General features: G+C 61.2%; 19 protein-coding genes and 1 pseudogene. 11 read left to right on the forward strand and 9 right to left on the reverse strand.

The features are described 5' to 3' along the window. Positions 1-65: 65 nt before the first annotated feature. Positions 66-761, reverse strand: coding sequence for a lipoprotein-releasing ABC transporter ATP-binding protein LolD (gene lolD, locus GZ092_RS04870; protein ID WP_293634904.1), 696 nt, complete (start codon positions 759-761; stop codon positions 66-68). A gap of 274 nt (positions 762-1035) precedes the next feature. After that, a complete protein-coding gene (locus tag GZ092_RS04875; protein WP_293634906.1) occupies positions 1036-2292 on the reverse strand; it encodes a lipoprotein-releasing ABC transporter permease subunit in 1257 nt (418 codons plus the stop codon). Positions 2293-2325: 33 nt separating this feature from the next. On the opposite strand from GZ092_RS04875, the gene GZ092_RS04880 reads away from it, so the two are divergent. The 3 genes from GZ092_RS04880 (at position 2326) to GZ092_RS04890 (ending at position 5327) form a co-directional block, all read left to right on the forward strand. Beyond that, on the forward strand, positions 2326-3351 hold the full coding sequence (locus tag GZ092_RS04880; RefSeq protein WP_293634908.1) for a hypothetical protein: 1026 nt from the start codon (positions 2326-2328) through the stop codon (positions 3349-3351). Between the two features lie 40 nt (positions 3352-3391). Continuing rightward, positions 3392-5134 carry a single-stranded-DNA-specific exonuclease RecJ gene (gene recJ, locus GZ092_RS04885; RefSeq protein ID WP_293634910.1) on the forward strand — a complete coding sequence of 581 codons (1743 nt, stop codon included), beginning with the start codon at positions 3392-3394 and terminating at the stop codon, positions 5132-5134. Between the two features lie 67 nt (positions 5135-5201). Further along, positions 5202-5327, forward strand: coding sequence for a hypothetical protein (locus tag GZ092_RS04890; protein ID WP_293634912.1), 126 nt, complete (start codon positions 5202-5204; stop codon positions 5325-5327). 90 nt (positions 5328-5417) lie between these two features. Here GZ092_RS04890 and GZ092_RS04895 read toward each other — a convergent pair whose 3' ends face one another. The 6 genes from GZ092_RS04895 to GZ092_RS04920 form a co-directional block, all read right to left on the reverse strand. Next, entirely contained in the window at positions 5418-6542 is a 1125-nt protein-coding gene (locus GZ092_RS04895) for a TAXI family TRAP transporter solute-binding subunit (RefSeq protein WP_293634914.1), read from the reverse strand. Between the two features lie 32 nt (positions 6543-6574). Further along, a complete protein-coding gene (locus tag GZ092_RS04900; RefSeq protein ID WP_293634916.1) occupies positions 6575-6982 on the reverse strand; it encodes a hypothetical protein in 408 nt (135 codons plus the stop codon). Positions 6983-7030: 48 nt separating this feature from the next. Then, entirely contained in the window at positions 7031-10036 is a 3006-nt protein-coding gene (locus GZ092_RS04905) for a tubulin-like doman-containing protein (protein ID WP_293634918.1), read from the reverse strand. Between the two features lie 310 nt (positions 10037-10346). Further along, positions 10347-15122 (reverse strand): S-layer family protein, encoded by a 4776-nt coding sequence (locus GZ092_RS04910; protein WP_293634929.1) that lies wholly within the window; start codon positions 15120-15122, stop codon positions 10347-10349. A gap of 87 nt (positions 15123-15209) precedes the next feature. Continuing rightward, complete coding sequence (locus GZ092_RS04915) at positions 15210-16610, reverse strand: CsgG/HfaB family protein (protein ID WP_293634931.1); 1401 nt, start codon at positions 16608-16610, stop codon at positions 15210-15212. 16 nt (positions 16611-16626) lie between these two features. After that, positions 16627-17196 carry a hypothetical protein gene (locus GZ092_RS04920; RefSeq protein ID WP_293634933.1) on the reverse strand — a complete coding sequence of 190 codons (570 nt, stop codon included), beginning with the start codon at positions 17194-17196 and terminating at the stop codon, positions 16627-16629. A 767-nt stretch (positions 17197-17963) separates the two neighbouring features. Here GZ092_RS04920 and GZ092_RS04925 point away from each other — a divergent pair. Further along, positions 17964-19092, forward strand: a pseudogene (locus tag GZ092_RS04925) (IS3 family transposase); the annotation flags it as partial. A 178-nt stretch (positions 19093-19270) separates the two neighbouring features. On the opposite strand, the gene GZ092_RS04930 reads toward GZ092_RS04925, so the two are convergent. Next, positions 19271-19405, reverse strand: coding sequence for a hypothetical protein (locus GZ092_RS04930; protein ID WP_293634935.1), 135 nt, complete (start codon positions 19403-19405; stop codon positions 19271-19273). Positions 19406-19652: 247 nt separating this feature from the next. On the opposite strand from GZ092_RS04930, the gene GZ092_RS04935 reads away from it, so the two are divergent. The 7 genes from GZ092_RS04935 (at position 19653) to GZ092_RS04965 (ending at position 25853) form a co-directional block, all read left to right on the forward strand. Further along, complete coding sequence (locus GZ092_RS04935) at positions 19653-20315, forward strand: response regulator transcription factor (protein WP_293634937.1); 663 nt, start codon at positions 19653-19655, stop codon at positions 20313-20315. A gap of 41 nt (positions 20316-20356) precedes the next feature. Beyond that, positions 20357-22084: a hybrid sensor histidine kinase/response regulator gene (locus tag GZ092_RS04940; RefSeq protein ID WP_293634939.1), complete on the forward strand. Its 1728-nt coding sequence runs from the start codon at positions 20357-20359 to the stop codon at positions 22082-22084. Positions 22085-22193: 109 nt separating this feature from the next. Further along, positions 22194-22388 (forward strand): transposase, encoded by a 195-nt coding sequence (locus tag GZ092_RS04945; protein WP_293634941.1) that lies wholly within the window; start codon positions 22194-22196, stop codon positions 22386-22388. A gap of 518 nt (positions 22389-22906) precedes the next feature. Further along, the gene (locus GZ092_RS04950) at positions 22907-23563 is read left to right on the forward strand and encodes a Crp/Fnr family transcriptional regulator (protein ID WP_293634984.1); all 657 of its coding nucleotides are present in this window, start codon (positions 22907-22909) and stop codon (positions 23561-23563) included. A 108-nt stretch (positions 23564-23671) separates the two neighbouring features. Further along, positions 23672-23869, forward strand: coding sequence for a DUF2892 domain-containing protein (locus GZ092_RS04955; protein ID WP_293634943.1), 198 nt, complete (start codon positions 23672-23674; stop codon positions 23867-23869). Positions 23870-24150: 281 nt separating this feature from the next. Continuing rightward, positions 24151-24951 (forward strand): PHP domain-containing protein, encoded by an 801-nt coding sequence (locus GZ092_RS04960; protein ID WP_293634985.1) that lies wholly within the window; start codon positions 24151-24153, stop codon positions 24949-24951. Further along, complete coding sequence (locus tag GZ092_RS04965; protein ID WP_293634945.1) at positions 24948-25853, forward strand: DMT family transporter; 906 nt, start codon at positions 24948-24950, stop codon at positions 25851-25853. The genes GZ092_RS04960 and GZ092_RS04965 overlap by 4 nt, the downstream gene beginning before the upstream one ends. The last annotated feature ends 5 nt before the right edge of the window (positions 25854-25858 follow it).

Genomic DNA, 25858 nt, shown 5'->3' on the forward strand with positions numbered 1-25858 from the left:
CAGGCTTCGGCCTGTCTTTTTTTATGGGCAGTCAGGTTTATCAGCTCATTGAAAAACAGCCGCAGTTAACCGCCTTCAGACAGCTTACCCAGCACCAGACGCAACTGCCGCCCGCAGCGCGCCGCCAGCGCCTCGTCGTGCGTGACCATGACAAACGCCGTGCCATGCTCTCTGGCAAGCTTGAGCATCAGCTGGAACACGCCGTCGGCGGTCGAGCGGTCGAGGTTGCCGGTCGGCTCGTCAGCCAGCACGCAGGCCGGCTGCGTCACCAGCGCGCGGGCAATGGCAACGCGCTGGCGTTCGCCGCCTGAAAGCTCGGACGGGCGATGATGTATCCGGTCTTCAAGCCCTACGCTGGCGAGCATCCTGCTGGCAACTTCCGACGCCTTGGCGCGGTCCTGGCGGCGAATCCACAGCGGCATGGCGACGTTGTCCAGCGCGCTGAATTCGGGCAGCAAATGGTGGAACTGGTAGACAAAGCCCAAGTGCCGGTTGCGCAGCTCGCCCTGCTGCGCGGGCGACAGGCTGGAAAGGAGCTGGCCCTTCAGCTCGACCTGCCCGCTGGTCGGCGCATCCAGCCCGCCCATCAAATGCAGCAAGGTGCTTTTGCCAGACCCCGAGGTGCCGACAATGGCCAGCGTCTCGCCGCGATGCACCTGCAGGTCCACGCCTTGCAGTACCGTCACGTCGAGCCGGCCTTCGGTGAAGCGCTTGGTCAGGCCAGTGGCGCGCAGCACCACTTCGCCCCGGGGCTGTGGCACGGATGCGGGGAGGCCCTCACCCCTGCCCTCTCCCGGAGGGAGAGGGAGCAAGTCGGAGTCGGACCCGCGTTCTTGCGAAGTGGCTCCTTCAGAAATCATCGAACTGCTTGATATGGGCAGCATAGAAACAACATCTTTCAAAACTTCGGAGGAAGCACACGCCTGTCCCCTCTCATCCAAGTTCCGGCCGCGGATCTGGCTTTGCCAGTCCGCAGGCGGGGCGGCCCCCTCGGGGGGCAGCGAACCACACGCAGTGGGGAGCGTGGGGGCCAACCTATTCATAGCGAAGCGCCTCGGCCGGGTTCACGCGGCTGGCGCGCCAGCTCGGGTAAATGGTGGCCAGAAAAGCCAGGATCAGCGAGATGACCACTATCGGCATGATGTCGCTGTACTGCGGCTCGCTGGGCATGCGGCTGATCAGGTAAATGTCCTTGGGCAAAAAGCTGGCGTTCAGCAGCCGCTCCAGCGCCGGCACGATCACATCGATATTGAAGGCAATGCCCAGCCCCAGCAGCAGGCCGGAAAGCGTGCCAATCACGCCGACCATCGCGCCCTGCACCATGAACACGCCCATGATGCTTTTCGGGCTGGCGCCCAGCGTGCGCAAAATGGCGATGTCGGCGCGCTTGTCGGTCACCGTCATCACCAGCGTGCTGACCAGGTTGAAGGCCGCCACCGCGACGATCAGCGTCAGGATGATGAACATCATGCGTTTTTCCAGTTCGACGGCGGCAAACCAGGTCTTGTTTTGCTGCGTCCAGTCGCGAATCAGGAGGTCGCCGCTCAGGGTTTTCGACAATTCCAGCGCCACCTGCCGTGCCTGGTGCAGGTCCTTGAGCTTGATGCGGATGCCGGTCGGCCCTTCAAGCCGGAAAATCCTCGCCGCATCGTCCTGGTGCATCATGACCAGCGCCGAGTCGTATTCAAAATGGCCGGAGTCAAAGGTGCCCACCACCGTCATCTGCTTCAGGCGCGGCACGACGCCAGCCGGCGTCACCTGGCCGCTAGGTGCGATCAGAGTCACTCGGTCGCCTTCGCGCACGCCCATGGCCCGCGCCAGTTCGCCGCCCAGCACCACGCCGAATTCGCCGCTGACGAGCTTGGGAAACGAGGTTTTTTCCAGTTCCACGGCCAGGTCGGTCACTTGGCCCTCCAGCAGCGGGTCAATGCCCCGCACCAGGGTGCCTTTCATGTCCTCACCGCGCGCCAGCAAGGCCTGCGCCGAGATGAACGTTGCAGCGCCGACGACATTCGGATTGGCGCGAATCTCGGCCAGCGTTTTCTGCGGATCAGGCAGGGCGCCGCCACCGGGGGCAAACACCTCGATGTGCGAGATCACGCCCAGCATGCGGTCGCGCACTTCCTTCTGGAAACCGTTCATCACGCTGAGGACGATGATCAGCGCCGCCACGCCCAGCGCAATGCCGAGCATGGAGACGCCTGAAATGAAGGAAATAAAACCGTTTCGCCGGGTGGCGCGACCGGCGCGGGTATATCGCCAGCCCAAAATCAGCTCATAGGGGATTTGCATGGCAGCGATTGTGGCATCCCGGACAATAGGCCGATGCGCCCCGATTTGACCCCCCATTTATTGATCCCCTTTGCCGCCTGCAGCGCCGAAGCCTGGCTGCCCACAATGCAATCGCTGCCGCCCGACAGCTTCAAGCGTCTCGACCAGCTGCTGCAGGGCATGAAGCTGGTGCAGACCGACACCCACGATGCAGAATCGCTCTCGCCACCACATGAGCGCGCCCTGGCCCGCGCCTTGGGCCTGGCCACGCTGGACACCCCGGATGGCCTGCTGCCCTGGGCTGCCAGCGAGGCGATGGACCAGTTGCAGGCCGGCGTTGACAAGGCCTGGGCCTGGATCATGCCGTGCCACTGGGCCATGGGACACCTGCATGCAACGCTGAGCGACCCTACGCTGCTTGATCTGCAGGAAGATGAATCACGCCGCCTGCTGGCGCTGATGCAGCCTTATTTTGAAACCGACGGCATCACGCTGCATTTTTTGGCGCCGGGGCGCTGGCTGGCCGAGGGCGAGTTGTTTCGTGGCCTGCCGACGGCTTCGATCGACCGGGTGCTGGCGCGCAACGTGGACGCGTGGCTGCCCGACACGAAGAGCGCCGCGCCCTTGCGCCGGCTGCAAAATGAAATGCAGATGCTGATGTACACGCATCCGTCCAATGACGAGCGAGCAGCGCGGCGCCAGTTGCCGGTCAATTCGTTCTGGATCAGCGGCACCGGGGCTTTGCCTGCCGGGCTCGGGGAGCCCCTCATCCCTGCCCTCTCCCTGAGGGAGAGGGAGCAAGTCAGCCCTCTTCTTAAAGCGCCAGTCAGCGCGCCACGCAGCTTGGCGGAGGCAGTTTTCCGGGAAGACTGGGCCGGCTATGCGCAGGGTTGGGCCGCGTTGGAGGCGGGCGACATGGCCGCGCTGCTGACCCGACAACAGCGCGGCGAGTCGGTGCGGCTGACGCTGTGCGGCGAAAGCAGCGCGCAGACCTTCGAGACGCACCGCACCGGCCTGTGGACCAGAATTTCAAGCCTTTTCAGCCCTTTGCGCTCGCTGGACGTGCTCAGGCAGCTATGAAAACCATAGTGATAATTTCAACCGATTCGAGATCCACACCATGAAAATCCAGGTACGCGACGTGCCCCCGCGCAGCGTCTGGGCGCTGCAGCAGGCCGGTATCCATCCCTTGCTGGCGCAGTTGTATGCTGCGCGCGGCGTCCACGGACCCGACGAACTCGACGACGGGCTGGCCCGGCTGCTGTCGCCGTCGTCGCTCAAAGGCACGCAGGAAGCGGCCGTGCTGCTGGCCGATGCCATGGCCGCCGGCAAACGCATCTGCGTGGTGGCCGACTACGACTGCGACGGTGCCACCGCCTGCGCCGTGGCGCTGCGCGGGCTCAAGCTCCTGGGCGCCGGGCACGTCAGCTACCTGGTGCCCGACCGCATCATTGACGGCTACGGCCTGACCGCGCCGATTGCCGAGCGGGTGAAAGCCACCGGCGCCGATGTGCTGGTGACGGTGGACAACGGTATTGCCAGCATCGACGGCGTGGCGTGTGCCAAGGCGCTGGGCCTGCAGGTGCTGGTGACCGACCACCACCTGCCCGCCTTGTTCAACGAGCAGATCAGCCTGCCCGACGCCGACGTGATCGTCAACCCGAACCAGCCCGGCTGCAGCTTCGAGAGCAAGTCCATCGCCGGCGTCGGCGTGATGTTCTATGTGTTGCTGGCATTGCGCGCCGAACTGCGCACGCGCGGCGTGTTTGACGCCGCCCACCAGCCCAAGCTCGACACGCTGCTGCCGCTGGTGGCACTGGGCACGGTGGCTGATGTGGTGAAACTCGACGCCAACAACCGCCGGCTGGTCGCGCAGGGCATGAAACGCATCCGCGCCGGCGCCCTGCCCGCCGGCATTGCCAGCCTGTTCAAGGCCGCCGGTCGCCAGGCACCCACGGCGACGACCTTCGACTTTGGCTTTGCGCTTGGCCCGCGCATCAATGCCGCCGGCCGCCTCGCCGACATGACGCTGGGCATCGAATGCCTGCTGACCGACGACACGGCACGGGCCGACGAGCTGGCGCAGATGCTCGACGGTATCAACCGCGAACGCCGCAGCATCGAGTCCGGCATGCGCGACCAGGCCCAACTGGCGGCTGACGCGATGATCGACGAGGACGAGGAGCCGCCGCCGGCGATTGCGATTTTTGACCCCGACTTCCACGAAGGCGTGGTCGGCATCGTCGCCTCGCGCATCAAGGACCGGCTGCACCGGCCGACCTTCGTGTTTGCCGCCAGCCAGGCGCCGGGCAAGGAACATGAGCTGAAAGGCTCGGGCCGCTCGATTCCGGGATTTCATTTGCGCGACGCACTGGACCTGGTCGCCAAGCGCCATCCGGGCGTGCTGCTGCGCTTCGGCGGGCATGCGATGGCGGCCGGCTGCACGATTGCCGAAGAACATTTCGAGCAGTTTGAACATGGATTGCAGCAGGTCGCCCGCGAATGGCTGGACGCCGCCACGCTGACGCGGCGCCTGGACACCGACGGCCCGCTGGCACCCGAATACCGGCGCGCCGACCTGGTCGACACGCTGCACAAGGAAGTCTGGGGCCAGGGCTTTGCCGCCCCGACCTTCAGCGAGGAAGTCGAGGTGGTGTCGCAGCGCCTGGTGGGTGACGACAAGCATTTGTCGCTGAAGCTCAAGCACCAGGGAGAGCCGGTGGACGGCATCTGGTTCGGCCATACCGAAGCCCTGCCGGCGCGCGTCACGCTGGCGTTCCGGCTCGATACCAACGAATGGAAAGGCGTGCGGCGCGTGCAGTTTCTCATCGAAGCGGCGGAAATTCACCCCCCCAAGCTGTAAGGGATTTGTCCGACGATTTTTCAGTCGCGCTGCCTACAGGCAGCAACCAAACCGGCGGCCATGATCGATGTTCATAAGGAGCCCGCACCGGAGCGTCCAGCATCCCAGAGAGGAAATCATGAACACCATCATTTACATCGTCGGCCTTGTCGTCATCATCGGCGTCATCCTGTCTTATTTCGGCCTGCGCTGAAGCCAGAAAAGGGAAAGATTGGCGGCCGCTATCAATTAAATAGCTACTTGCGCAGGCCCGATATGCGCAAGGGCCGCTTTTCATTCAGATTCAACGGCACAAGCCAGTGACGCGGTCCTGAGGGCTGCAGGCGCTGGGCTTGACGCTTGTGGCAGACGCAGAGCTTCCACGGCAATTTGCCAACTCCGTCTTGACCTTGTCCGAATACTGCCACCCTGCAGCCAGCGGCGGAAGGCTTGAGCCGGGTTGCCAGCTCAGTGACTTCCATTTGGCATGGCCGCGCTCCTGCAGTACGCCAAATTTGCTGCAGAACTGGTCGGCGAAGTCCTTGATGAACTGGTTTCTTTGCGGGTCGGCAAAATTGGCCGTGATCAGATACGAGTCCACTGCCAGCGAAGGCAGTTCAGTGCCCGCGATATTCAGCAGCGGATAGCTGGATTTTTGAATCGCCGCCTTCTGGTAATCCTGTAGCACCTTGGCGGCGCCGGCTTGGGTGGGGTCAAATTTCAGCAGCTTGAGGTTGGGCGGCATGTTTTTCTCCAGCAGGCTCAGTGGTTGCCCACCCACCAGCACCATCACGTCCACCTTCGGATAGTCCTTGTAATACGCCGGATCGCTCAGTGACATCAGCGCCGAGCGGCGGCGGCGCGTGCCTTCGTCCTCGCCGGTGGCCGTGGTGTTGATGAAGGGCTCGACTGCATTGGGCCGCTCCTGGAACAGCTTGCTGTAGATGTTCAGCGCCGTGAGGTAGGTGCCGCTTTTCTCGGCGTCCATCCACAACGCCTTGCCCTTGATCTGGTGGATGAACTCCATCGGATCGTCCTTGCGCACGATAAAGTGAATTTCTTCCTTGTAGAGCGGCATGAACACGCGCAGGTTGGCGAGCAGTTGTGCGTATTCGCGCCGCGTGGCGTCTGGCACGTCCTTCGAATCGCGCAGCTGGATGAACGACGAATACACATCGGACTGCACGATGGCCAGTGTCACGCCCTTGGTGCGGCTCATGTCTTCGACATTGGCCCACGAGCCTTTGGAGTCCTTGACCTCCAGCGCCGGATTGACGAACTCGCGCAGGTTGTTGCCGATGGCAAAGTAAGTGCCGGTCTTGCCGCCGGTGACGATGCTTTCGGCGCGGGCCGGCAGCGCGGCAGCAGCAGCGCAAATGCCGGCCAGGATGATCAGGCCGGGCGTCCATTTTTTGGAAAGCTGGTTCATTTTTGGTAACCCTCTGGAAAAATTAAAAGGACTCAGGGGGCCGGGCGACGGCACAGGCCGACGCGCTCATCGGACACCGAACAATTGCCGCTGACCGGCGGCTGGGCAGCCGGTTCGGCCTTGGGCGCTTGCGGCGCCTGGGGTGCCTGGGGCTGCTCCACAACTACCGGCGGCGCTGGCTCGGGTGCCTTCTTGCCCGACATCAGCGACCATGCAATGCCGCCGGCGGCCAGCAGCAGGACCAGCAGCAGTGCGCCAACAGCCAGTGCCTTCGAGTTGCCGCCGCCCTGCGGGCCGTCGTCCATCAGCAGCAGCGGCTTGGCGCATTCGGTGCAGACGAAATCCTGCCCGTTGGGCACCTCGATCGTGGTGCGCGCATCGGCCAGCGAACAGTTGCCAAAGTTCGAACACTTGCCGGCTTTTCCGGTGAAAGATGCCATCGGGAATTTCCTTGTGTGGTGACAGAAAGCTGCAAAAACCAAAGGCGGTCAAGCCGCCTCGCCCTTCAGGATGGCCACGGCGCGCCGCCCGGCGTCCAGAAAGCGGCGGTAGGTTTCGTCCTGGATATTGCCGCCTTGCGCGGCCTTGACCGACTCGACCTCGGCCAGGATGGCACGCTGCAATTCCTGGCGCCGGTCCTGGTGCTGGTAGGCCGCGCCGGCCAGCATGGCGTTGCACACCGACTTGACGGTGTGCAGCGTGTCCAGGTCGATACCCTCGGCGCTGGCGACAAAGCTCTTGCCCAGCGCCACCGGGTCGTTGTCGAAACCGTCGGCATCCTTGGTCAGCAGCAGCACTTCATCGGCACCGGTTGCCGGGTTCCTGCCTTCGTGGATGAAACCCAGCGCCTTGGCCAGCAGCAGGTAGGGCAGCGCCTGCACCCTGACTTCGGCGCTGGAGGCAACAAACAGGCGCGGCCAGGCGCTGCCATCGCCTTCGGTGTGCAGTTCGAGCCGGGCGCGCGGGCCGCCGGTGTCGATGCGGCGGCGGTATTTTTCTTCCAGAAACTTCAGCGGCTTCAGGTAGCGCAGTGGCAACAGGTTGGTGATCGACACCAGCGTGATCTCGTTGGGCCGGCCGTCGGACTCGATGATTTCCACGTCGCCGGTCCGGGCTTCGCGCAGCGCGTCCTTCAGCCCTTTGGAAAACTCGGCCTGCTCCGGCGCCCTGGGCAGGATGACGGTGAACTTGCTGATGGCCGTCGGCACACCGACCGGAATTCCGGGCGCGGCCCGGTGCATTTCCAGCGGCTCCAGCGCCATGAAATTGCCGGCGCGGCTGACCAGGTCGCTGACGTAGCTTTTCAGCTCCTGCGGGTCGGCGCCGTAGCGGTCGCGCAGCTTGTCGATGATCGACATGCCCAGCAGCCGCTCCTTGGGGTTTTGCACCAGGTTCTGGTGCGCGATGCGCGCGTTGTCTTCGCACACGGTTTCCAGCACATCGAGAAAGGTCGATTCGGGCACGCGCTGGTTGAACTGCGCAAAGCCGCCGTCCGGGCCGATTTTGTCGACCAACGCGGCGCGCACCCGGCCGGTCTGCGTCTTTTGCTCGGCCTCGTCAAGCACCAGCCGGCGGCTGACCGCCTTGACCTGCAGCGGGTCGTAAAAGCGGATCAAATGCTGGCGCAGGTCGCCCGAGCCGCCATCGGTCAGCCGCGCCTGAATGCCGGTCTCAAACTTCTTCAGCGCCTGCTGCAAGGTGTTGGCGACGCGGTCCACCTCGCCCTTCAGGTCGGTGATTTCGGCAATCACCTCGATCAGCAGCGACTTGGCAAAGCCCCAGCCCTCGGCGCGCGTGCGGTACACATACATTTCCTGCAAATGCACGCCCTGCGCGTCCAGCAGGCTGTCGGGCGTGCCGAGCAAATGCCTGGACAGCAGGCTCATGCCCGACCATTTCTGTAGGTTGCCCAACACGCGAGACTGGGCTTCCTCTTCGGCGTTGCGGGCACGCACGACGTTTTCGTCGCAGGCCTTGAGGCGTTCGTCCAGCGTCTCGGTCAGGGCAATCAGGAGGCGCGACACGTCCCACGCCGACTTGGCACCGACCTTCCATTCATTGACCTGTTCCTGCTCGATGCGGCTGCGAATCTCGCGCGCCATATCCTTGCGCGCCTTGAGCTTGGTGCGGTAAAAGCCGGGAACGCCCAGCGTGCGGTAGTCCTCCTGGAAACGCTTTTCGCACAGCTTGGTCAGCTCGTCGAGCCAGGTGGCGCGGTCGCGTTCGCGCACCAGCGACTTGAAGTTCGGAATCACCGCCTCCCATTCGCCGGTGAACGATTTCCAGCGCTTGTTGGCCACGTCCTCGGGCAGGATGCCGAGCGCCAGCGTCAGGTGGTCGTCCGACAGCAGCCAGCGCTGCTGCGTTTCCTTTTGCTGCACGAACTCGTGAAAATCCTGCTTGCGCGGCTCGTCGATGAAGCCCGACGACGGCTGCCAGTGGTTGAAACGCAGTTGCAGCGCCGCCTGCCGGGCAAAGCTGTAGGTCAGGTATTCGCTGATTTCCTCTTCCGGAATCGCCAGGCGCTTGATGCCGAAGGTCAGGAAGCGCTTGGAGCGTTCGGGCATGCGGCCCTGCGGCGCGGTTTCGGGCGAGCCGTCGCCGTTCTCGGCGTTTTCCATGCGGCCCAGCGACGCCCAGTTGACGTTGTGAACGGCAACAATCTTCTGGTACAAAAAGTCGGCGACGATGCCCGGCAAGTCGCGGTCCACATCGACCGTCAGGCCGTTCTCGTTCTCGTTGCTGAAAACGAAGCAGCCGTTGAACGGGTCATTCAGCGTGAGGCGCTCCTTCACGCCGGTCACGTCGTAGGGCTGGTAGGCGCCCACCGACAGGGCGTTGAGCTCGGTCAGCGCGGCAAAGCCGTTGGCGTGGTAGTTGCCGGTGTCCCAGTTCGGATGCGGGTAGGCGTCGGGCAGCAGCGCATAGACCAGGATGCGAAAGCGCCGCGAGTCGGGATACAGATCGCGCAGCTGCGCCACCGCGTCGATCACGCTGCCGCTGCCGGTGCCGCCGGCCAGCCCCAGCACGAGGTGAAAGGTCACGTCGGTCTCGCCGCTTTGCTGCAGCAGCTTGACCTGCGTTTGCACCTGTTCGCGGTAGTTTCCGGCCTTGCAGGCAAACAAAAAACGCCCCAGCCGGCGCTTTTGGCCGCCCAGCGTGGCGCCGACGATGCTGTTCAAAATGTCGCGCCATGCCTCGGGGCTTCCCAGCCAGTGCTTGAGGCCGGGGTAGCTGTCGAGGTTGTCGAGCCGCGAGGTCAGGTTGGCGTCGGTGATGAGCAGCTGGCTGGCCTTGGGCAACTGCACCGACGTGCCCAGCGTCTTCCAGCTTGGGTCGTCAATGGACATCATTTCGCTGGACGAATCGACATAAAGGTAGCCGATGCCCACGTCGGGAATCGGGCTGCCGTGGAATTCCTGGTACAGGCTTTTGCGCAGGGCGCGGATGATCTTGCCGCCCGTGCCGCCCAGCCCGATGATGAAATGGTTCATGCGCTGCCAACTCCCTGTTTTTTTGATCGAGGAAAAATTGAATTATGACCGATGGCCTCTGCGACACCGTGGTCAATATATGCGCTTTTTTACTATTATTTTAATAGCTGCTTACGTTTATGCAGCCTGCGCAAAAGGCCGATTTATCTTGAAAATTAAGACGACTTGACAAGCCGATGCCTGGCGCAGACAACGCCATGCTGTTGCTGCGCCAGAGAATTTCGCAAGACACCCAAAAAAAAGCCCGCGCAGCAAAAGCGGCGCGGGCTGAAATTCTGGCGGGCAGGGAAACCTGCCAGAAAGTAACGGCTTAACGGGCCAGGATGGACGACACCACCGAGTTGCCGACCGCCGTGGCCGTGATCTGGTTGCCGTTGACACGCGCCGTGCTGCCCGTCATGCCGCCCGTGATGCCGGCGCCAAAGACTACGCTGCTGACGGTTGCCGTCACTGCGCCGCTGTTGCTCTGGTAGCTGCCCACCGCCGCCGTTGGCGTGCCGGTGTTCAGCGCGTTCAGCGTCAGCTGGTTGACGGCGCTGTTGCCATAGGCCTGCGCAGCCACCTGGTTGCCGGTCACGCCCACGCTGCTGCCGGTGGTTGCCAAGCCCGTCGAGTTCAGCGCGACCTGGTAGCTCGCGCTTGTGCTCGAAGCCGACACCGGACCGCTGTTGGTCTGGCTGTTCAGGATGCCCGTGTTGGCGCTGACGGCCATGCCAGCGCCACCCGACACGACGGACCCGCCGAGTGCCGAGCCGTAAGCGCTGCCGGCGAGCGAGTTCAGCACATTGCTGGCGGTGTTGCCGCGAGCCAGTGCGGTCGTGCTGTTGCCATCCAGCAGCGCGCTGCCGCTGTTGAGCGCATCCAGACCGGAGGCTGGAGCCAGCGCGATGCGGGCCGTGGTGGTGGCGCTGGCCGTCACAGCAGAGCTGCTGTCCTGCAGGTTGCGCAGCGCCACGCTGGCCGTCTGGCTGGCCGTTCCCGTGATGGCCGCCATGTTGAACGCCTTGTTGGCCGTTGCCTCCACGGCTGTCGTATTGTCCACAATGGACAGCGTGCTGCGGATGGCGCCGCCGGTGTTGACGGCAAGGGCTTCCTGGTTGCTCAGGCTGGTGGTGGCCGTGCTGCTGACGCTGGTCGTTGACCTCTGCTGATTGGCCAGCAGCTGCTCGGCCGTCACCACGGCGGCCGAAGTCCCGCCATTGTTGATGCTTGCCACCCGGCCGGTGCCGACCTGGCTGCCGGTCGCCGTCAGGCTGTTGGTCGCGTCATTGATGACGGCCAGCGCGATGTTGCTGTTTTTGGACAGCAGCAGGCTGGAGTCGGTGACCGCGCCCGGAGCAGACAGACTCACGTTAGACAAGGCACTGACCGCCGCACCGCTGGACTGCACCGATTGCAGGGCGGACACGGCTGTCACGCCGGTGCCTTCAAGCGCCAGGCTGTTGCTGGCGATGTTGGCCCGGGCCTCGGCCATCTGGCTGTTGCCCGACACGCTCAGCGAGGAACGGGTGATGGCCGCGCCCGGCTGGGCATCGATGGCAAAGCGGCCATAGACATTGCTGTCGATGGACTGGGCGCCCGCAACCCCCACCCCCTGGGAGTTGGACAGTGCGTGGTCGGCAACCACTGCCTGTGACCCGGAGAACACATCGGTTGCAGTCGCCAGGGTGGAGCTGCTGCCCGCCGCGATCGCGTTGCCCTTGACGGAGATGACGTTGGTGGCAGCATTGCCCTGGGCCACACCGTAGGTGGTGTTGTTTTGGACCGAGAGCGTCGAGCGGGTAATCGCGCCGCCGACGGCCAGGTTCACGCCGCCCAGGTTGGGGGTGCTGAGAGTGCCGCCATAGGTGCCGCTGTAGGGGAATGCTGCAAAGGTTGTTGGGTTCGCTGTACCAGTACTCTCTGAATTTAATTGACGGTAGTAAAAGCCATTATTTGCACCGGTGCCTTGTATCCAACCAGCCACATTTGCTGCAGCTGCGTCTGCTGTGCGAACCCACCCTGAGTAGATGTAGGTGAAAGGAATAGTAGTGCCATTCCCGGCTGAACTAGTTGAACCAGGCGAAGACGCATCATTGAAATCTGTGTTGACCGGAGTTGCATTGAAGGCATACGCTGTCGATGGCACGCCGACCACCCCTGCCCGTCCAATCAGCGCATTCACATTCGCATTGGTGAGCTGGCCGTTTTGCAGCGCGCTGCTGCTGGCCAGGCTGCTGAGGGCATCGATGGCCAGCGTGTTGGACACGTTGTTGCTGGTGGCCGAGGCCCTGGCGGCGTTGCTGTCGGCGGCCACGGACGAGCGCGTCACATCGCCACTGATGGCAATGCGCACGTCGGACGGCAAGGCACTGTTGGAAGGGTCACGCAGCGTGGCGGTCACGCTGCCGCCGCCCAGTTGTGCGTTTTGCAGGCTGAACGACGCGTTGGTGCTCAAATTACCGGAGCCCAGATTACCGGACAACGAGGCACCGAGCGGCGTGGCAGCGGCGGTGGCGATGTTGGTGGCTTGGACGTTCAACGCATTGACGGCGCGGCTGCCGTTGGCTTGCGCGTCGATGCGGTTGCCCGAGGTCGTCACGCTGGAGACCATGTCAGGTGCCGTCGAACCGACCGAACCGGTGATGGTGGTCAGGGCCACCGCCCCGGTGGAGGCCTGGGCCGTAACACCCGCGTTCACCGCTTGCAGGTTCGTGACGTTGGCAACGGAAGAAAAGCCGGTGCTGGTCAGGTTGGTGGCGTTCAGTGTCAGGCCGCTTGTGCCAAAGTTGCCGTAGGCCTCGGAAGCCAGGGTGTTGGCATTGTTCAGGACCGAGCTGTTGCCCAGGGGACCGGTCACGATGACCTCGGCAGAGGCGCCACTGCTGAGGGCGCGGGCCCTCACGTCGGACAGCACGGCCTGGTCGTTGAGAACACCCTGAGCAGCCGCGACGCTGCCGCTCAACGCTTTGGAAATGCCAAAGTTGACAGCGACGGTGGAGGCTGGACCCGAGGTGACGGGTGCGGCCACCGTGGTGCCCGAGACAGCCATGGCGTTGTCGGCCAGGTTGCCGTAGCCGATGGCGTTTTGCCGGTTGTTGGTCAACGCCAGCGTGCTGCCCGTGACGCTGTCTAGCGGGTTGCCATTTCCGGCTTCCAGGAAGGCGCGGGCGCCGTCGAGCGTGGCATTGACGAAGGATGCGGGGACAGGAGTGTCGCCTCCGTCAACCCGCTGCAAACTCAAGATGCCAGCGCCGCTGCCCACGGTGGTGCCGGCGAGCGTGAGCTGGTTCGAGGCGTTGTTGGCCAGCGCCACGGCTTCCTGGGTGTTGCCATTCACCGACAGCGACGGGCCGGTGACGGTGCCGGCGAACTGGCCAATCGATGAGGCGGTGTTGGAAGCAGACACCGGTGCGCCGGTATTGACCTGACGGTTGCTGACCGTGGCGGCACCGCTGGCCTGCAGCAGGCTGGGCTGGCTGCTCAATGTGGCAGTCCCGTTGCCAAGCGCCAGGGTGGTGGCGTTGAGCGACAGATTCTGGCCCACTTCGTTTCCACGCGCGCTGGCGCTGCTGCGGTTGCCGGCCACCGACACGCTGCTGGCCTGCACGTTGCCTGCCGTCGGGCGGATGTCGGTGACGGCGCCAACCCTCACCTCGATGGCGGACCCGGTATTGGTCGCGGTGACGGGGACGTTGTTGTTGTCTTGCTGGTTGGCCAGTGCGACGCTGCCGCTGAAGGACGCGCTGCCCGTGCCGCTGGCCATGGCGCTGCTGGCCGCATTGCCGGTGGCGCTGGAGGTGATGGTGTTGGTTGACAGATCAATGGCGCCATTCACCAGGGAATCCACATTGGTGCGAACGACGCCATCGATGGTCTGGCTCAAGACCGGTGTCGTTCCAGCAATGGGGCCTTGGTTGCTCTGCGTGTTGGCAATCAGCAGGTCGGCCGCGACGGCGGTCCCATTGGTGTAGCCATTGAGGGTGGCGCCTGGAGCAGTGGCACCGGTACCGGTAAACGCCAGGTCGTTGGCCAGCAGGATGCGGTTGCCGACTGATGACAGGCCGCTGCCCAGTGCTTCATTGCCGGTGGCGGCGCTGGTGATGTTGTTGCCGGTGACGGCCAGTGATCCGCCCAGTGAGGTGACGCCACCGGCGCCCGCGGGGCCGGTCACGGTCGCAATGACATTGGAGGAGGTGTTGTTTGCTGTGGCCCCGGCGTCCACACCAATCTGGGTGTTGCTGACCACGGCCGAACCGGTGAACGAAGGGGCAGCACCGGCCTGGATGTCGATGGTGCTGGCGCTGCTGTTGCCCTTTGTGCTGGCCGAAACCGTGTTGCCGGTGAGCGCTGCGCCGGAGTTGATGGCTGCGGCCAGGGTGTTGGCGGTTAATGTCAGCGTGACGGCATTGTCCAAGGCGGTGGCAGTGGCGGCGGCACCCTTGGTTTGTTGTGCCGTGGTCACCACGACGGTGCCCTGGGCGGCGGACGTTGTGGTGCCGCCAGCCGTTGAGACGCCCGTGCTGCCCGGGGTGGTCGAGGTGTAGCCGTTGGGCACCGTGCCGGCGATGGACGATGCGCCCTGGTTGGCGACGCTTCCAGCGGAAATGGTGTTGTCTTTGTTGACGGCGCTGCCGGTCTGGAAGCCTGTCAGGCTAATGGACAGATTGTTGTTTAGCACCCGGCTGTCGATGGCTCCGGAGTTGGTGGAATGCAGCAGCGTGGCCTCACCCGTGCCACCACTGCCGTTGCCGCTGCCGTTGATCAGGGACAGGTCGATCGACGTGTCTACAGGTTTGGCCATGTTGCCGATGGCGTTGGCATCCACGAGGTTGCCTACGACGGAGGCAGTACTGCCGGTTTGGGTACCGTTGGCATTGATGCTGGCGACGCCATTCTCAATCGTTGCACTGACCGCGCCGGAATTGTTAAGTGGCAAGTTCTGGGTGATGTTGCCGTTCGCAGTCGCAACAGGTGTTCCATCAAAGTTGTAAGTCGTGTCGGCAGCGTGGGCACCGCTGGCGATCAGCGTGGCAATGACGGCCAGGCCGATGCTGCTGAGGGCTGGCTTGCGGCCGGTGCAGTTGTGGTGTTGATTGTTTTTCATGAAAGATTCCCGGGTTAAAAATGCCTGTGACAGCAAAAAACGACTTGCGTAAACGATATAAAACGATTGAAACGGCTCAAAAATTTTTTAGCCGCCTATGCGCAACTTGGCGATCTCCTGTAAACCCGGGCCATCCCGGTGAATCGAACTGTCAGCCGCATCAGGCCGCCAGGTCACGCTGATGGCGGCTGGCGCAATGCCGCGATTGGCCAGCGCCGAGGTGAAGGAGGCAATGCGCTGGTTGGTCAGGTCGTCGCGTTTGCGGCCGTCCCAGCTTTCGGTGTCGCGCGCCACCAGCATCACTTCGGTCGGCCCTTTTTTGGCAGCTGCTGCAATTTGGTCGATCAGTGCCAGCGTTCCGCCGCCCAGCACCGTCGCGCCAAACTCGAACGGCAGTTGCTGGAGGCCGCCAGTCAGCGGCGCGCCGGTCTGGCTGGCGGCATTGACGGCCGTGCCGCTTTGGCCGGCTTGCACCGGCGTACCCGAAACATCCACCAATGGGTTGTCAACCTTGCGCAACTGCGAGGCAGGCGTGGTCTGGATTTTTTCGCCAGCGCCTGGACGCATCACCATGCAGGGCTCGTAATCGACCTTGGTAACGGCGCCAATCAGGCGCACCACGCCTTCTTCAAGCGCGGCGCGCACACCGAGCTGCACCGGCTCCTGACCCTTGCCGCCAATGTCGATATCAAACAGCTTGCTGTTGAAAAAGCGAAACACGTTGAAGCCGACTTCATAGCCGTTGAACTGCTTGGTCAGGCTGACGGTCCGAACGACCATCAGTGTTTTTGTGTCAACGATGCGCAAATCAACACCAACCGACTGGCTGAAGGTACGCGCCTTGAGCGCGACCTGGTTGACGCCGACTTCGGCGCCACCGGAGTTGATGTTGTAGTTGAGTTCGGTAATGCCGCCGACGATGAAATAGTCGGACTTGTTGATGGTGCCGCCAAAGTAAGGCAGCCACGGCACGTTCTGGCCGGCACTGCCGTTGGCGCCGGCCAGCGCATGGTTGCGGCCGTCGCCGAGTTGCCGGCGGTCGGCGTAGCCCAGTTCGCGCTCGGCAATCACGGGGTCAAAGCGTTCGGCAATACGAACGGCACCACTGAGCTTGCCCAGTGCCGAATAGACCATGAGCGCACCGCCCTGGGTGATGGCGTTGCCTTCGTTGATGCTGTATTTGCCGGTGTAGTCCTTTACGTCGCCGACCGCCACGACCACGGGCGCACGCCCGGTGGCAGCCACATGGTCGGCAAAGCAGGCAATCAGCGGCTCCATGGGCGTGACGTTGTCGCGCACCGAAGGGCCCAGGACGACAGGGGCTTCAAGCTTGCCAAAATATTGAATAGGAGCGGAAACACAACCGGCCAGCATGGCGGCGGCGGCAACGGCCGACAGCAGGCGCACGCCGGAGGAACCCACGACAGTGGAAACAGTGGCGGAAGCTGCAGAAGTAGCGGCGACGAAGTGATTGGGTTTGATGATCATTTTCTGGGTCCGCCGCTTAATTGAGTACGCCAAAAGTGCAGCCGGTGCTGCCTGCCAAACTGGCGGTTTGGGTGCCGCTGTTGTTCTGGTGGTTGTTCAATGCCTGGCTGGAGGAACCATTCACATCGGTGGTGGTGCTGCCTTTGATGCTGGAGCCCACACTGCCACTGTTGCCCTGGCTGTTGCTGGCCGTGCCGCCAGCACTGTCTGTGTTGGCGTTGGCATTGCCGGTGGCGTCGGAGGTGGCGCCGCTGTTGGACGGCGACAGGGCGGCGGCGCCCTGGCTGCTGTTATTTCCGGTGGCGTTGGATGACTGGTTGCAGTTGATCTGGCGGTCGATGTTGGTGGTGTAGCTCGGCGCGTTGTAGTAACCCGATTTGCGCTTCTGGATCATGTCCTGAACGACGGCCTGGTTAACCTTGTCGGCGCTGGTCTGGAATTGCCAGGAAATGTTTTCGCCAACGCCATTGGCCAGTGCGGCAGGAGCCGCCACCATGGCGAGCAGTGCCACCAGCAGGCGGTTGCGACGGCCCAGCAGAGGAATCGTTAGGAGACGTGCTGCGTCTGAAGATAGTTTTGTTTTCATGAAAAAGGAATCCCGGTTAGAAGTAACCCAACGGCGTTGGGGCGGGTCAGGGCTTACCCCGTCTTGACTCTCGAATAAATAGTGGCTTGAGGAGCCGCACCGCTTGCGAAGAATGAATTCCCGAAAATATGTTTAATTGGTTACATTGATTACAGGTTTGTACATCACCTGTTTTTTTGAATCTATAGTCAATAGTGACCGGTTGGGACTGAACGCCCAAGCGTCGTTCCGGCTACGGAATGGGATTGGCGCACTCTGAAGCCCGCTCTGCCACCACCCGCAAAAGCTCCAGGACCGTCAATGACCAGGTATCGCGAACTGGGTACGCTGTTGATTTAATTTCGGCAAATGCTATACATCAAGTTACAAGTTATCATGTTCAGGTGTGCGCAAAACATGCTGATTCATGTTCTTCATAACTAAGCAGCTTGTTCGCAAGAAATATCCTGACGGTTCCGCGCATGACTCATTTCCCGCTGAGGCTGGGATGCGGGCCGGCAGAGGTCAAATGCTCGCTGTCGCCGATGCTGTTCTGGACCGCAAGCGCAGTTTCAATTGACTTCAATCCTTTTCCAACACTGCAAAAATCCCCACCCCACCCCACTCCAAAAAAACGCGTGGAAAAGAAATTCAGACTCGGGGTAGATGCCACCTGATGACCTGAGTCGTTACGTTTTTTATTAAAAAATCTTTATTGCGTAGTGAAATGGACCCGGAATTTAAGACAGGTGTCTAAGTGGGACACTGTCTAAAGAAACGGGTCACCCATGACGGAATCAAAGAAGCGAAAATCTCATCTGCCGGAGTTCAAGGCAAAGGTGGGGCTAGAGGCGCTCGGCGGGATGAAGACCATCAATCAGATTGCACAGGAATATGGAGTTCATCCGGTGCAGGTCGGGCAATGGAAACGCGAGATCCAAGCCCAGGCCAAAAGCCTGTTTGAAGGCAAGCGCGGGCCACAGCCGGTTTCGGCTGAGAGTGCGCCTTAGAGGCTGTACGGCGAGATCGGGTGATTGAAGATGGAGCTCGACTGGCTCAAAAAAAGTCCGGGATCAGCCTGCCATGATCCGCCGCGGTTGGATCAGCGCCCATGCCGATATCACGCAGAAGCGCCAGTGCGTGCTGGCCGACGTATCGCGCACGACCGTCTATGTCAAGCGCCGGCCGATGGAGTTCGTCGAGGTTGACGAAGTGCTCAAGCGCCTGATTGATGAGGCGTACATGCGCCATCCGTTTTATGGCAGCCGCAATATGGTGGTGTACCTGCTTCTCTGTGGCCACCGGGTCAACCGCTAGCGGGTACAGCGCCTCATGCGCTCCATGTTCCTGGCAGAAATGGCGCCAGGACCGAACATGAGCGCAGTTCACCCAAAGCACAAGGTGTACCTGTATTTGCTGCGTGGGGTGCCTGTGGTGCGGGCCAATCAGGTCTGGAGTACGGACATCGCCTATGTGAGGCTGCACAGAGGCTTTGCCTACCTGGTGGCCGTGATTGACTGGTTCTCCCGGCGGGTGCTCAGTTGGCGCATCAGCAACAGCATGGAAGCGGCCTTCTGCGTGGACTGCCTGGAAGATGCCTTACGCGCGCATGGCAAGCCTGAGGTGTTCAACAGCGAGGTCTTCACGGGCGTTCTCAAGCGCGAGGACATCGCCATCAGCATTGACGGCCGTGGCCGGGCCTACGACAACCTCTTTGTGGAACGGCTTTGGAGGAGCGTCAAACACCAAGACGTGTACCTTAACGGCTATAGCCCGATGGGCGAGCTGCTGATTGGGCTCACGAAATACTTTGCCTTCTACAACACCGAGTACCCACACCAGTCCCTGGGAAATCAAACCCCGCAGGAGGATCACAAGACTTCAAACGGGGGCGGTGCGATGATCGTGGATAAATACCGGGCCAAAGAAAGACTCACGGTTGCGCTTCTCTCCAGCGTGACGGAGATTGAGGACGTCAGGATTCAGAGTGAGTCAGCAATACCAATTGCAAAAACCGGGGCAGCGCAGTCCAGCCGCGAGAAGTCGAGTGCAACTTGAACTGCCATCAAGTCTGTCCTGACTCAAGGAGTCCACTTCAGAGTTCAAGATCGATGCTTGACATGGTGCTTGTCAGCGTTGCGGCGGTCAGCCCGGCATCAGCGATCAGTTCAATATTGGTCGTGGCCTTGCAGCTGTTGGACACCCATGTGCCGCCGTTCTTTGCGTTCATGTTGTCGGTCTTGGTGGTGCCCGTGATCGATTCGGCGTTTACAGCGTTTCCCCAGCGCCTCACGCCATTGGTCGTGTCACTGACAGGCCTGTCGCCGTTAAGGCACCGAACGAGCTCGTCAAATAGTCCGTGGACAAATTGAGGTGAGCTTTTTACTTTCTGTCCAACCAATCAGAGGTGGCTTCGAACATCTTTTAATGTTCTGTAAAATGTAAGAATTGTTGTTCTTATGGGTTAATGGTCAAAATTGACTGCTTGGCAAGCGTTGCATGCGGTGGTTAAATTAGAAATGGTATCTTTTTGTATCCTTCTTGTTGACGACCACGCCCTGTTTCGCTCTGGCATGCGCCTGGTGCTACAAAGTTACCTGCCACATGTCGAGGTGCTGGAAGCGGCGTCACTGGAGCAGGCAGTGCGCGGGCGCATAGAGCCCCCCGCGCTGGTGTTGCTGGACATTCAACTGCAAGGTGTGAACGGGTTAGAGGGCATTGGATTGCTGAAACAGCGCTGGCCTAAGGTGCCTTTGATCATATTGTCTTCGGACCTGGATCCGGCCACTGCACGCTTGGCGCTGCAGCGCGGCGCAGCCGCCTTTGTGTCCAAAGCCGACACGGCAGAAAAAATTATCCAGGTCATTTACCGAACACTGGCAGGTCACCTGCCCGTCCCAGCCGGGGCAACTCCGCACAGCAGTGCCAGCGAGGGGGACGCCAAGCCGCGTCTGACACCGCGCCAGTGCGAAGTTCTGGACCTGCTGTGTGAAGGTTTGTCTAACAAGCTAATTGCCCGTCGTCTAGAACTGTCTGAGTTCACCGTGCGTGGCCATGTCCAGTCCGTTTTTGTCCTGCTGCAGGTAAGCAGTCGTGCACAAGCCACGTTTGCGGCACGCCGGATCGGCTTGGTTGGCTGATGAAAAGGTTTTTTTGTTATCCGACCGTAGATCGCATTCTGGTGGAACAACTGCGTCTGTTGTATGGCAACCTGGGTAATTCGATGATACCAGCCGTCGCCCTCGCGATATTTTGTGTCATCACGCTGGCCAACGACTCCAACCGGCGTGAGTTATTGCTGTGGTGCGCCTCCGTGATGACCTCCAAACTTTATATGGTCATTCATGCAAGGCGACAGTTGTCTGCTGGCATCCCAACGGACAAGGCAGATCGCCTGGTCAATCGGCTAATGCTAATGAAAGCTGTCCATGGCGCCTGTTGGGGTGCGTTGGCTTGGGTCGCGCTGGGCAAAGCCAACGTGTCCGACAACGTATTGGTGTTGGCCGTGTTGGCGGGCGTTCTCGGCAACAGCATGGCGTTGCTATCGCCGGTACTACCCGTTTTCATATCTTTCATGCTGGCCGGGTCAATTGTCTTAGGGATGCATCCCTTGTTGATGAGTGATACGAACTACGGCGCGCTGCTGGCTGTCACTGTTTTGTATCTGATCAGCATGCTGGTGCAAGCGCGAAACTGCGCGACGGCAGCCCGGGCGGCAATAGAGTTGCGCTTTGAAAACGACGCTCTGGTGAACTTGGCAAATAAAGCGCAGTTCGACGCGGAACAGGCCAACCAGGTCAAATCCAAATTTCTGGCTGCTGCAAGCCATGATTTGCGGCAACCAATCCATGCGCAAGGCCTGTTTCTGGGTATATTGGGCCGTACTAATTTATCGGCCTACCAAAGCAATGTCCTTGCCAGCGCGCAATCGGCTTCTCTGGCGTCGAGTGAGATGCTCAACACACTGCTGGATTTCTCATGTATTGAAGCGGGAGTCATGAGACTTAATGTGAAGCCATTTCAATTGCAAATTATGCTCAATAAAATTGAGAATGATTTGGCGCAGCAAGCCGATATCAAAGACATGGTGTACCGCTCCCGCGACACCACTATCGTGGTGAATTCAGACGCTTCTCTAGTTGAGATTATTGTGCGAAACCTGGTCTCCAACGCGATCCGTTACACCGATTTTGGTGGCGTGTTGACCGCTTGCCGCCGCCGCGGTAACCATGTCGTGGTTGAGGTGTGGGACACCGGAATAGGTATCCACCCGGCCCAGCAGCAAAACATATTTCGCGAGTTTCACCAGCTTGGAAACCCTGAGCGTGACCGATGTAAAGGACTGGGACTGGGCTTGGCCGTTTCGCAGCGCTTGGCTATGCTGTTAGGACATGAATTATCACTGTCTTCGCGGCCTGGAAAGGGTAGCGTGTTCAGGCTGGTGCTGCCCCTGACAAGCGTTTCTATTACGCACGATATGCCCGCATTCATCTACGACGCGCATTGTCTAAAGGGGGTGCATGTGCTGGTCATTGACGATGACGAGGCCGTGCTGCTAGGGATGGCGCACTTGCTGCACAGCTGGGGCTGCACTGTCGATACGACCGACTCCGTTACCAAATGTTTAGAGCTGTCACGACGACAAAAACCGGCAATCGTGATCAGCGATTACCGGCTGCGTGAGCAGCATACGGGCGCACAAGCGATTATGGCGCTGCGCGCTCTACAGGGTGAAAACCTACCGGCCTTGCTGATCACCGGAGACACTGCGCCTGAACGCTTGCGCGATGCTTTGGCCAGCGGCATTCCACTGCTGCACAAACCGGTATCACCCGAATACCTGTTTCAGACGTTGGCGGAGATCGTCCGTCAGCGCAACGTAGATACATCAGCTTACAAAGCTTGCTGACAATAGGAGTTGCGCAGTCAGAGCCGTTCATGGGCTGGGCAGTACCGGCCTTTCCCCTGCAGTACGTATACATTCCTGAATGGGTTTGATTCATACAAGAAAAACGAAAATGACAAAAACATTAAGAGACAGCAACACGCTCGAATTCAAGCAAAAGTTCGTGCGGCTGATCGATGGAAGCCAGGGCATCGCAGCGATCGCCAGAACGCTGGGCGTGGTCGATGAAACATCGCTTAACTGGGTCAAGACCGACAGGCAAGGCAAACTTACAAAGGCGCTGCTGGCCAATCCTGTAAGCGCCTGACGGACAGAGATCAACCGTTCTGGCTGAACTGACGCGTGTGAAAACGGAGCTCAATACTTTGAAGAAAGCGACTGTGTGCTTCGCGAAAGCTCAGCGTTGGGATACGCAGTCATCAAGCGCCACCATGGCGTACGGCCAGTGTCTATGAATTGCTGTCAACAGCCGTTCAATACGGCTACACCTGATTTTTTTTTCATGGTCTTCTTAGACATTACACAGAGATTACATAGCCCAACCAGGACATATTCTTCAACAAAGCTGAGGTGCTGGATTCCACTAGTAAGCCAGCCACTTTGCAAGAGGTTGAGCATGACTGAGAAGCAGGCGACAGCAAAGACACTGGCACCCACCACGACCAGCGCGATAGGCAGGGCCGCAAATTGCTTGATGCATCCTTGGCCAGAGATGTGGTGCGCTATGGACTATAGAAGTCCTGGCGGGTGTGCCCGCACGATGGCACGGCCTTGGTGGAAATCCGCGTGGAGGCCAGCGAACGGTTCAACATGGGTTCTCAGAATATGCGCATGATCAGGCTTGAGCGCATCTACCCCGCCCTGGCGCAAGTACAGCCTTCGCTGGCCGACCTGCAGCCGGCTATCGCCCCCGTCAGCGTGCCATCCGGCGTGATGCTGTTTGAGGAAAACGCGCCCTGCCTGGGCTTTCCCCTGGTGCTGGAGGGCGAGATCAAGGTGTCGCGAAGTTCAAGTGATGGCCGCTCGCTGGAGTTGTATCGGGTGGTGCCAGGCGAGTTGTGCCTGGTGTCGTCGGCCTGCCTGTTTCGCACGCAGCCGCTGTCCGCGCATGGCGTGACGACCCGGCCCAGCAAGCTGCTCCTGATTCCGCCCGACCTGTTCAACCGCTGGCTGGAAACCCCTGCATTTCGCAATGAAGTGCTGGGCCTGTTCGCCGAACGAATGGCCGATTTGACCGGCTTGATCGACGCGGTGGCTTTTCAAAGGCTGGACCAGCGGCTGGCCGCCGTGCTGCTGGGCAGGGGAACCCACCTGGCGCTGACGCATCAGGCGCTGGCCGACGAGCTGGGCACGGTGCGCGAAATCGTCTCGCGCCTGCTGCGCCGCTTCGAGCGCGAAGACTGGGTGGAACTGGCGCGCGAGCACATTCACATCCGGAACAGCGCCGCGCTGCGCGCCGTGGCCGCCGGCCTGCCCGCCTGAACCGCGCGCCCGCCAATATGAGGGTTGCGTGACCCAGGTCACAGACCGGGCGTTCGGCAAGGCGTCCAATTCAAGCCATCAACCACTTCATATCAAAGGGAGACAGCCATGAAATCCAATGTCGGCGGCATTGACCGCATCCTTCGCATCGCCATCGGACTGGTGCTGATCGGCCTGACCGTGAGCGGCACCATCGGCATGTGGGGCTGGCTGGGCGTTGTGCCGCTGGCAACCGGCTTCATCGGCTGGTGCCCGCCGTATGCACTCTTCGGCTGGAACACCTGCGGGGTGAAAAACAGAAACTGACCGCCTGGACTCCACAGCGCACGCACGGCCTCTGAAGAGGTCGTTTTCAATGGGGTGGCACGCGTACTGACCGGCACATGACGGGCACCGTGCCCGCAGGCGCCGTCCCCCGAGGCATTGCCACGGCCGGACCCGTCAACCCATGGCTTGTGCATCAACGCACCGGGAAGAAATCACACAACAAGGCGGCGCCGCTTCATAAAGCCTAAAATTAAGCGGTGAACCCCCAAAACATCCTGAACGCCGACCTGCATTGCCATTCCGTCGTGTCCGACGGCACCATGACACCCGAAGCACTCGCAGAGCGCGCCAAAATCAATGGCGTCGAGCTGTGGGCGCTGACTGACCATGACGAAATCGGCGGCCAGCACCGGGCTGCCGCCGCTGCCAGGGCGCAAGGCATGGCCTACCTGACCGGCACCGAGATTTCTGTGACCTTTGCCGGCGAAACGGTTCACATCGTTGGGCTGGGCTTTGATCCTGACAACGAGGCACTGAAGCAGGGCCTGTACAACACCCGCAATGGCCGCGAGCAACGCGCGAGGGAAATGTCGGACTCGCTGGCCAAGGTTGGCATACATGGCGCTTTTGAAGGCGCGTTGAAATTTGTCGGCAACCCTGAACTGATTTCCCGAACCCACTTCGCCCGCCACCTGGTGGAATCCGGCATCTGCAAGGAGACCAACGAGGTCTTTCGCAAATACCTGACCGAAGGCAAGCCCGGCTACGTGCCGCACCGCTGGGCGACCCTGAAGGATGCCGTCACCTGGATCACGCAGGCACAGGGCATTGCGGTGATTGCCCACCCGGGCCGCTACAACTTCTCGGCCAATGCCGAATATGCGCTGTTCACCGAGTTCAAGGAGCATGGCGGGCGCGGGGTGGAAGTGGTTACGGGCAGCCATACAAAGCAGGAATTCATCAAGTATGCCGAAACCGCCAAGGAATTCGGCTTGGGGGCCTCGCGTGGCAGCGACTTTCACAGCCCCGACGAAAGCCATACCGATCTGGGCACGCTGCCCTTCCTGCCGGGCGACCTGACGCCGGTGTGGGAACTGGTGGCTGGCCGAATCCAGGCATGAGCGGCGCGGGCAGAACACCTCCGAACACACTGGCGGGGATTGGACTTCTGGTGGCGGCCGTGGCCTGCTTTGCCGTCCTCGACACCACCACCAAGATCATCTCCCTGAGCGTTCCTGTGGTCATGGCGCTGTGGTTTCGCTACGCCTTCCAGGCCATTGCCACCACGGTAGCCATGCTGCCTTCGCGCGGCTGGAGTTTGCTGCGAACTGCCCATCCCAAGTTCCAGTGCCTGCGCGGCGTACTGCTGCTGACGACGAGCGTGTTTGCATTTTTCAGCCTCAAACACATGCCGGTGGGGGAATTCACCGCGATTGTCATGATCACGCCGCTGGTCATCACACTGCTGGCGTCGCTCACGCTGGGTGAGCGGGTTTCGGTACTGCGCTGGATGCTGGTGATTGGCGGCTTCGTGGGCACGCTGATCATCATCCGGCCAGGCGGAAACCAATTCAGCTGGGCCATGCTGCTGCCGCTGGGCCTGGTGATTTCCCATGCCTGGTTCCAGATCCTGACCAGCCGGCTGGCACGCACCGAAGACCCGGTCACCATGCATTTCTACACCGGCTGGGTTGGCACGCTGCTGGCATCGCTGGCCTTGCCGTTTGCCTGGACCTGGCTGAACTCGTGGACGCTGTGGGCCGGCCTGGGGCTGATGGGCCTGATGGGCACCGTGGGGCATTTCATGATGATCCTGGCGTATGCCCGCGCGCCGGTTTCCACCCTGACGCCGTTTTTGTATGCCCAGATCGGCTTTGCCATGCTGGGTGGCTGGCTGGCGTTTTCCCATGTGCCCGATGAACTGTCGCTGCTGGGCATGGGCATGATCGCCGTGTGCGGTGCCACGGGCGCATGGCTGGCCGTGCGCGAAAGCCGCGTCCTTATCCAAGCCCCTGAATCCTGAAAGGA

Origin of the sequence: Polaromonas sp. (genome assembly GCF_010365105.1) — a bacterium.
Lineage (GTDB): Bacteria > Pseudomonadota > Gammaproteobacteria > Burkholderiales > Burkholderiaceae_C > Polaromonas.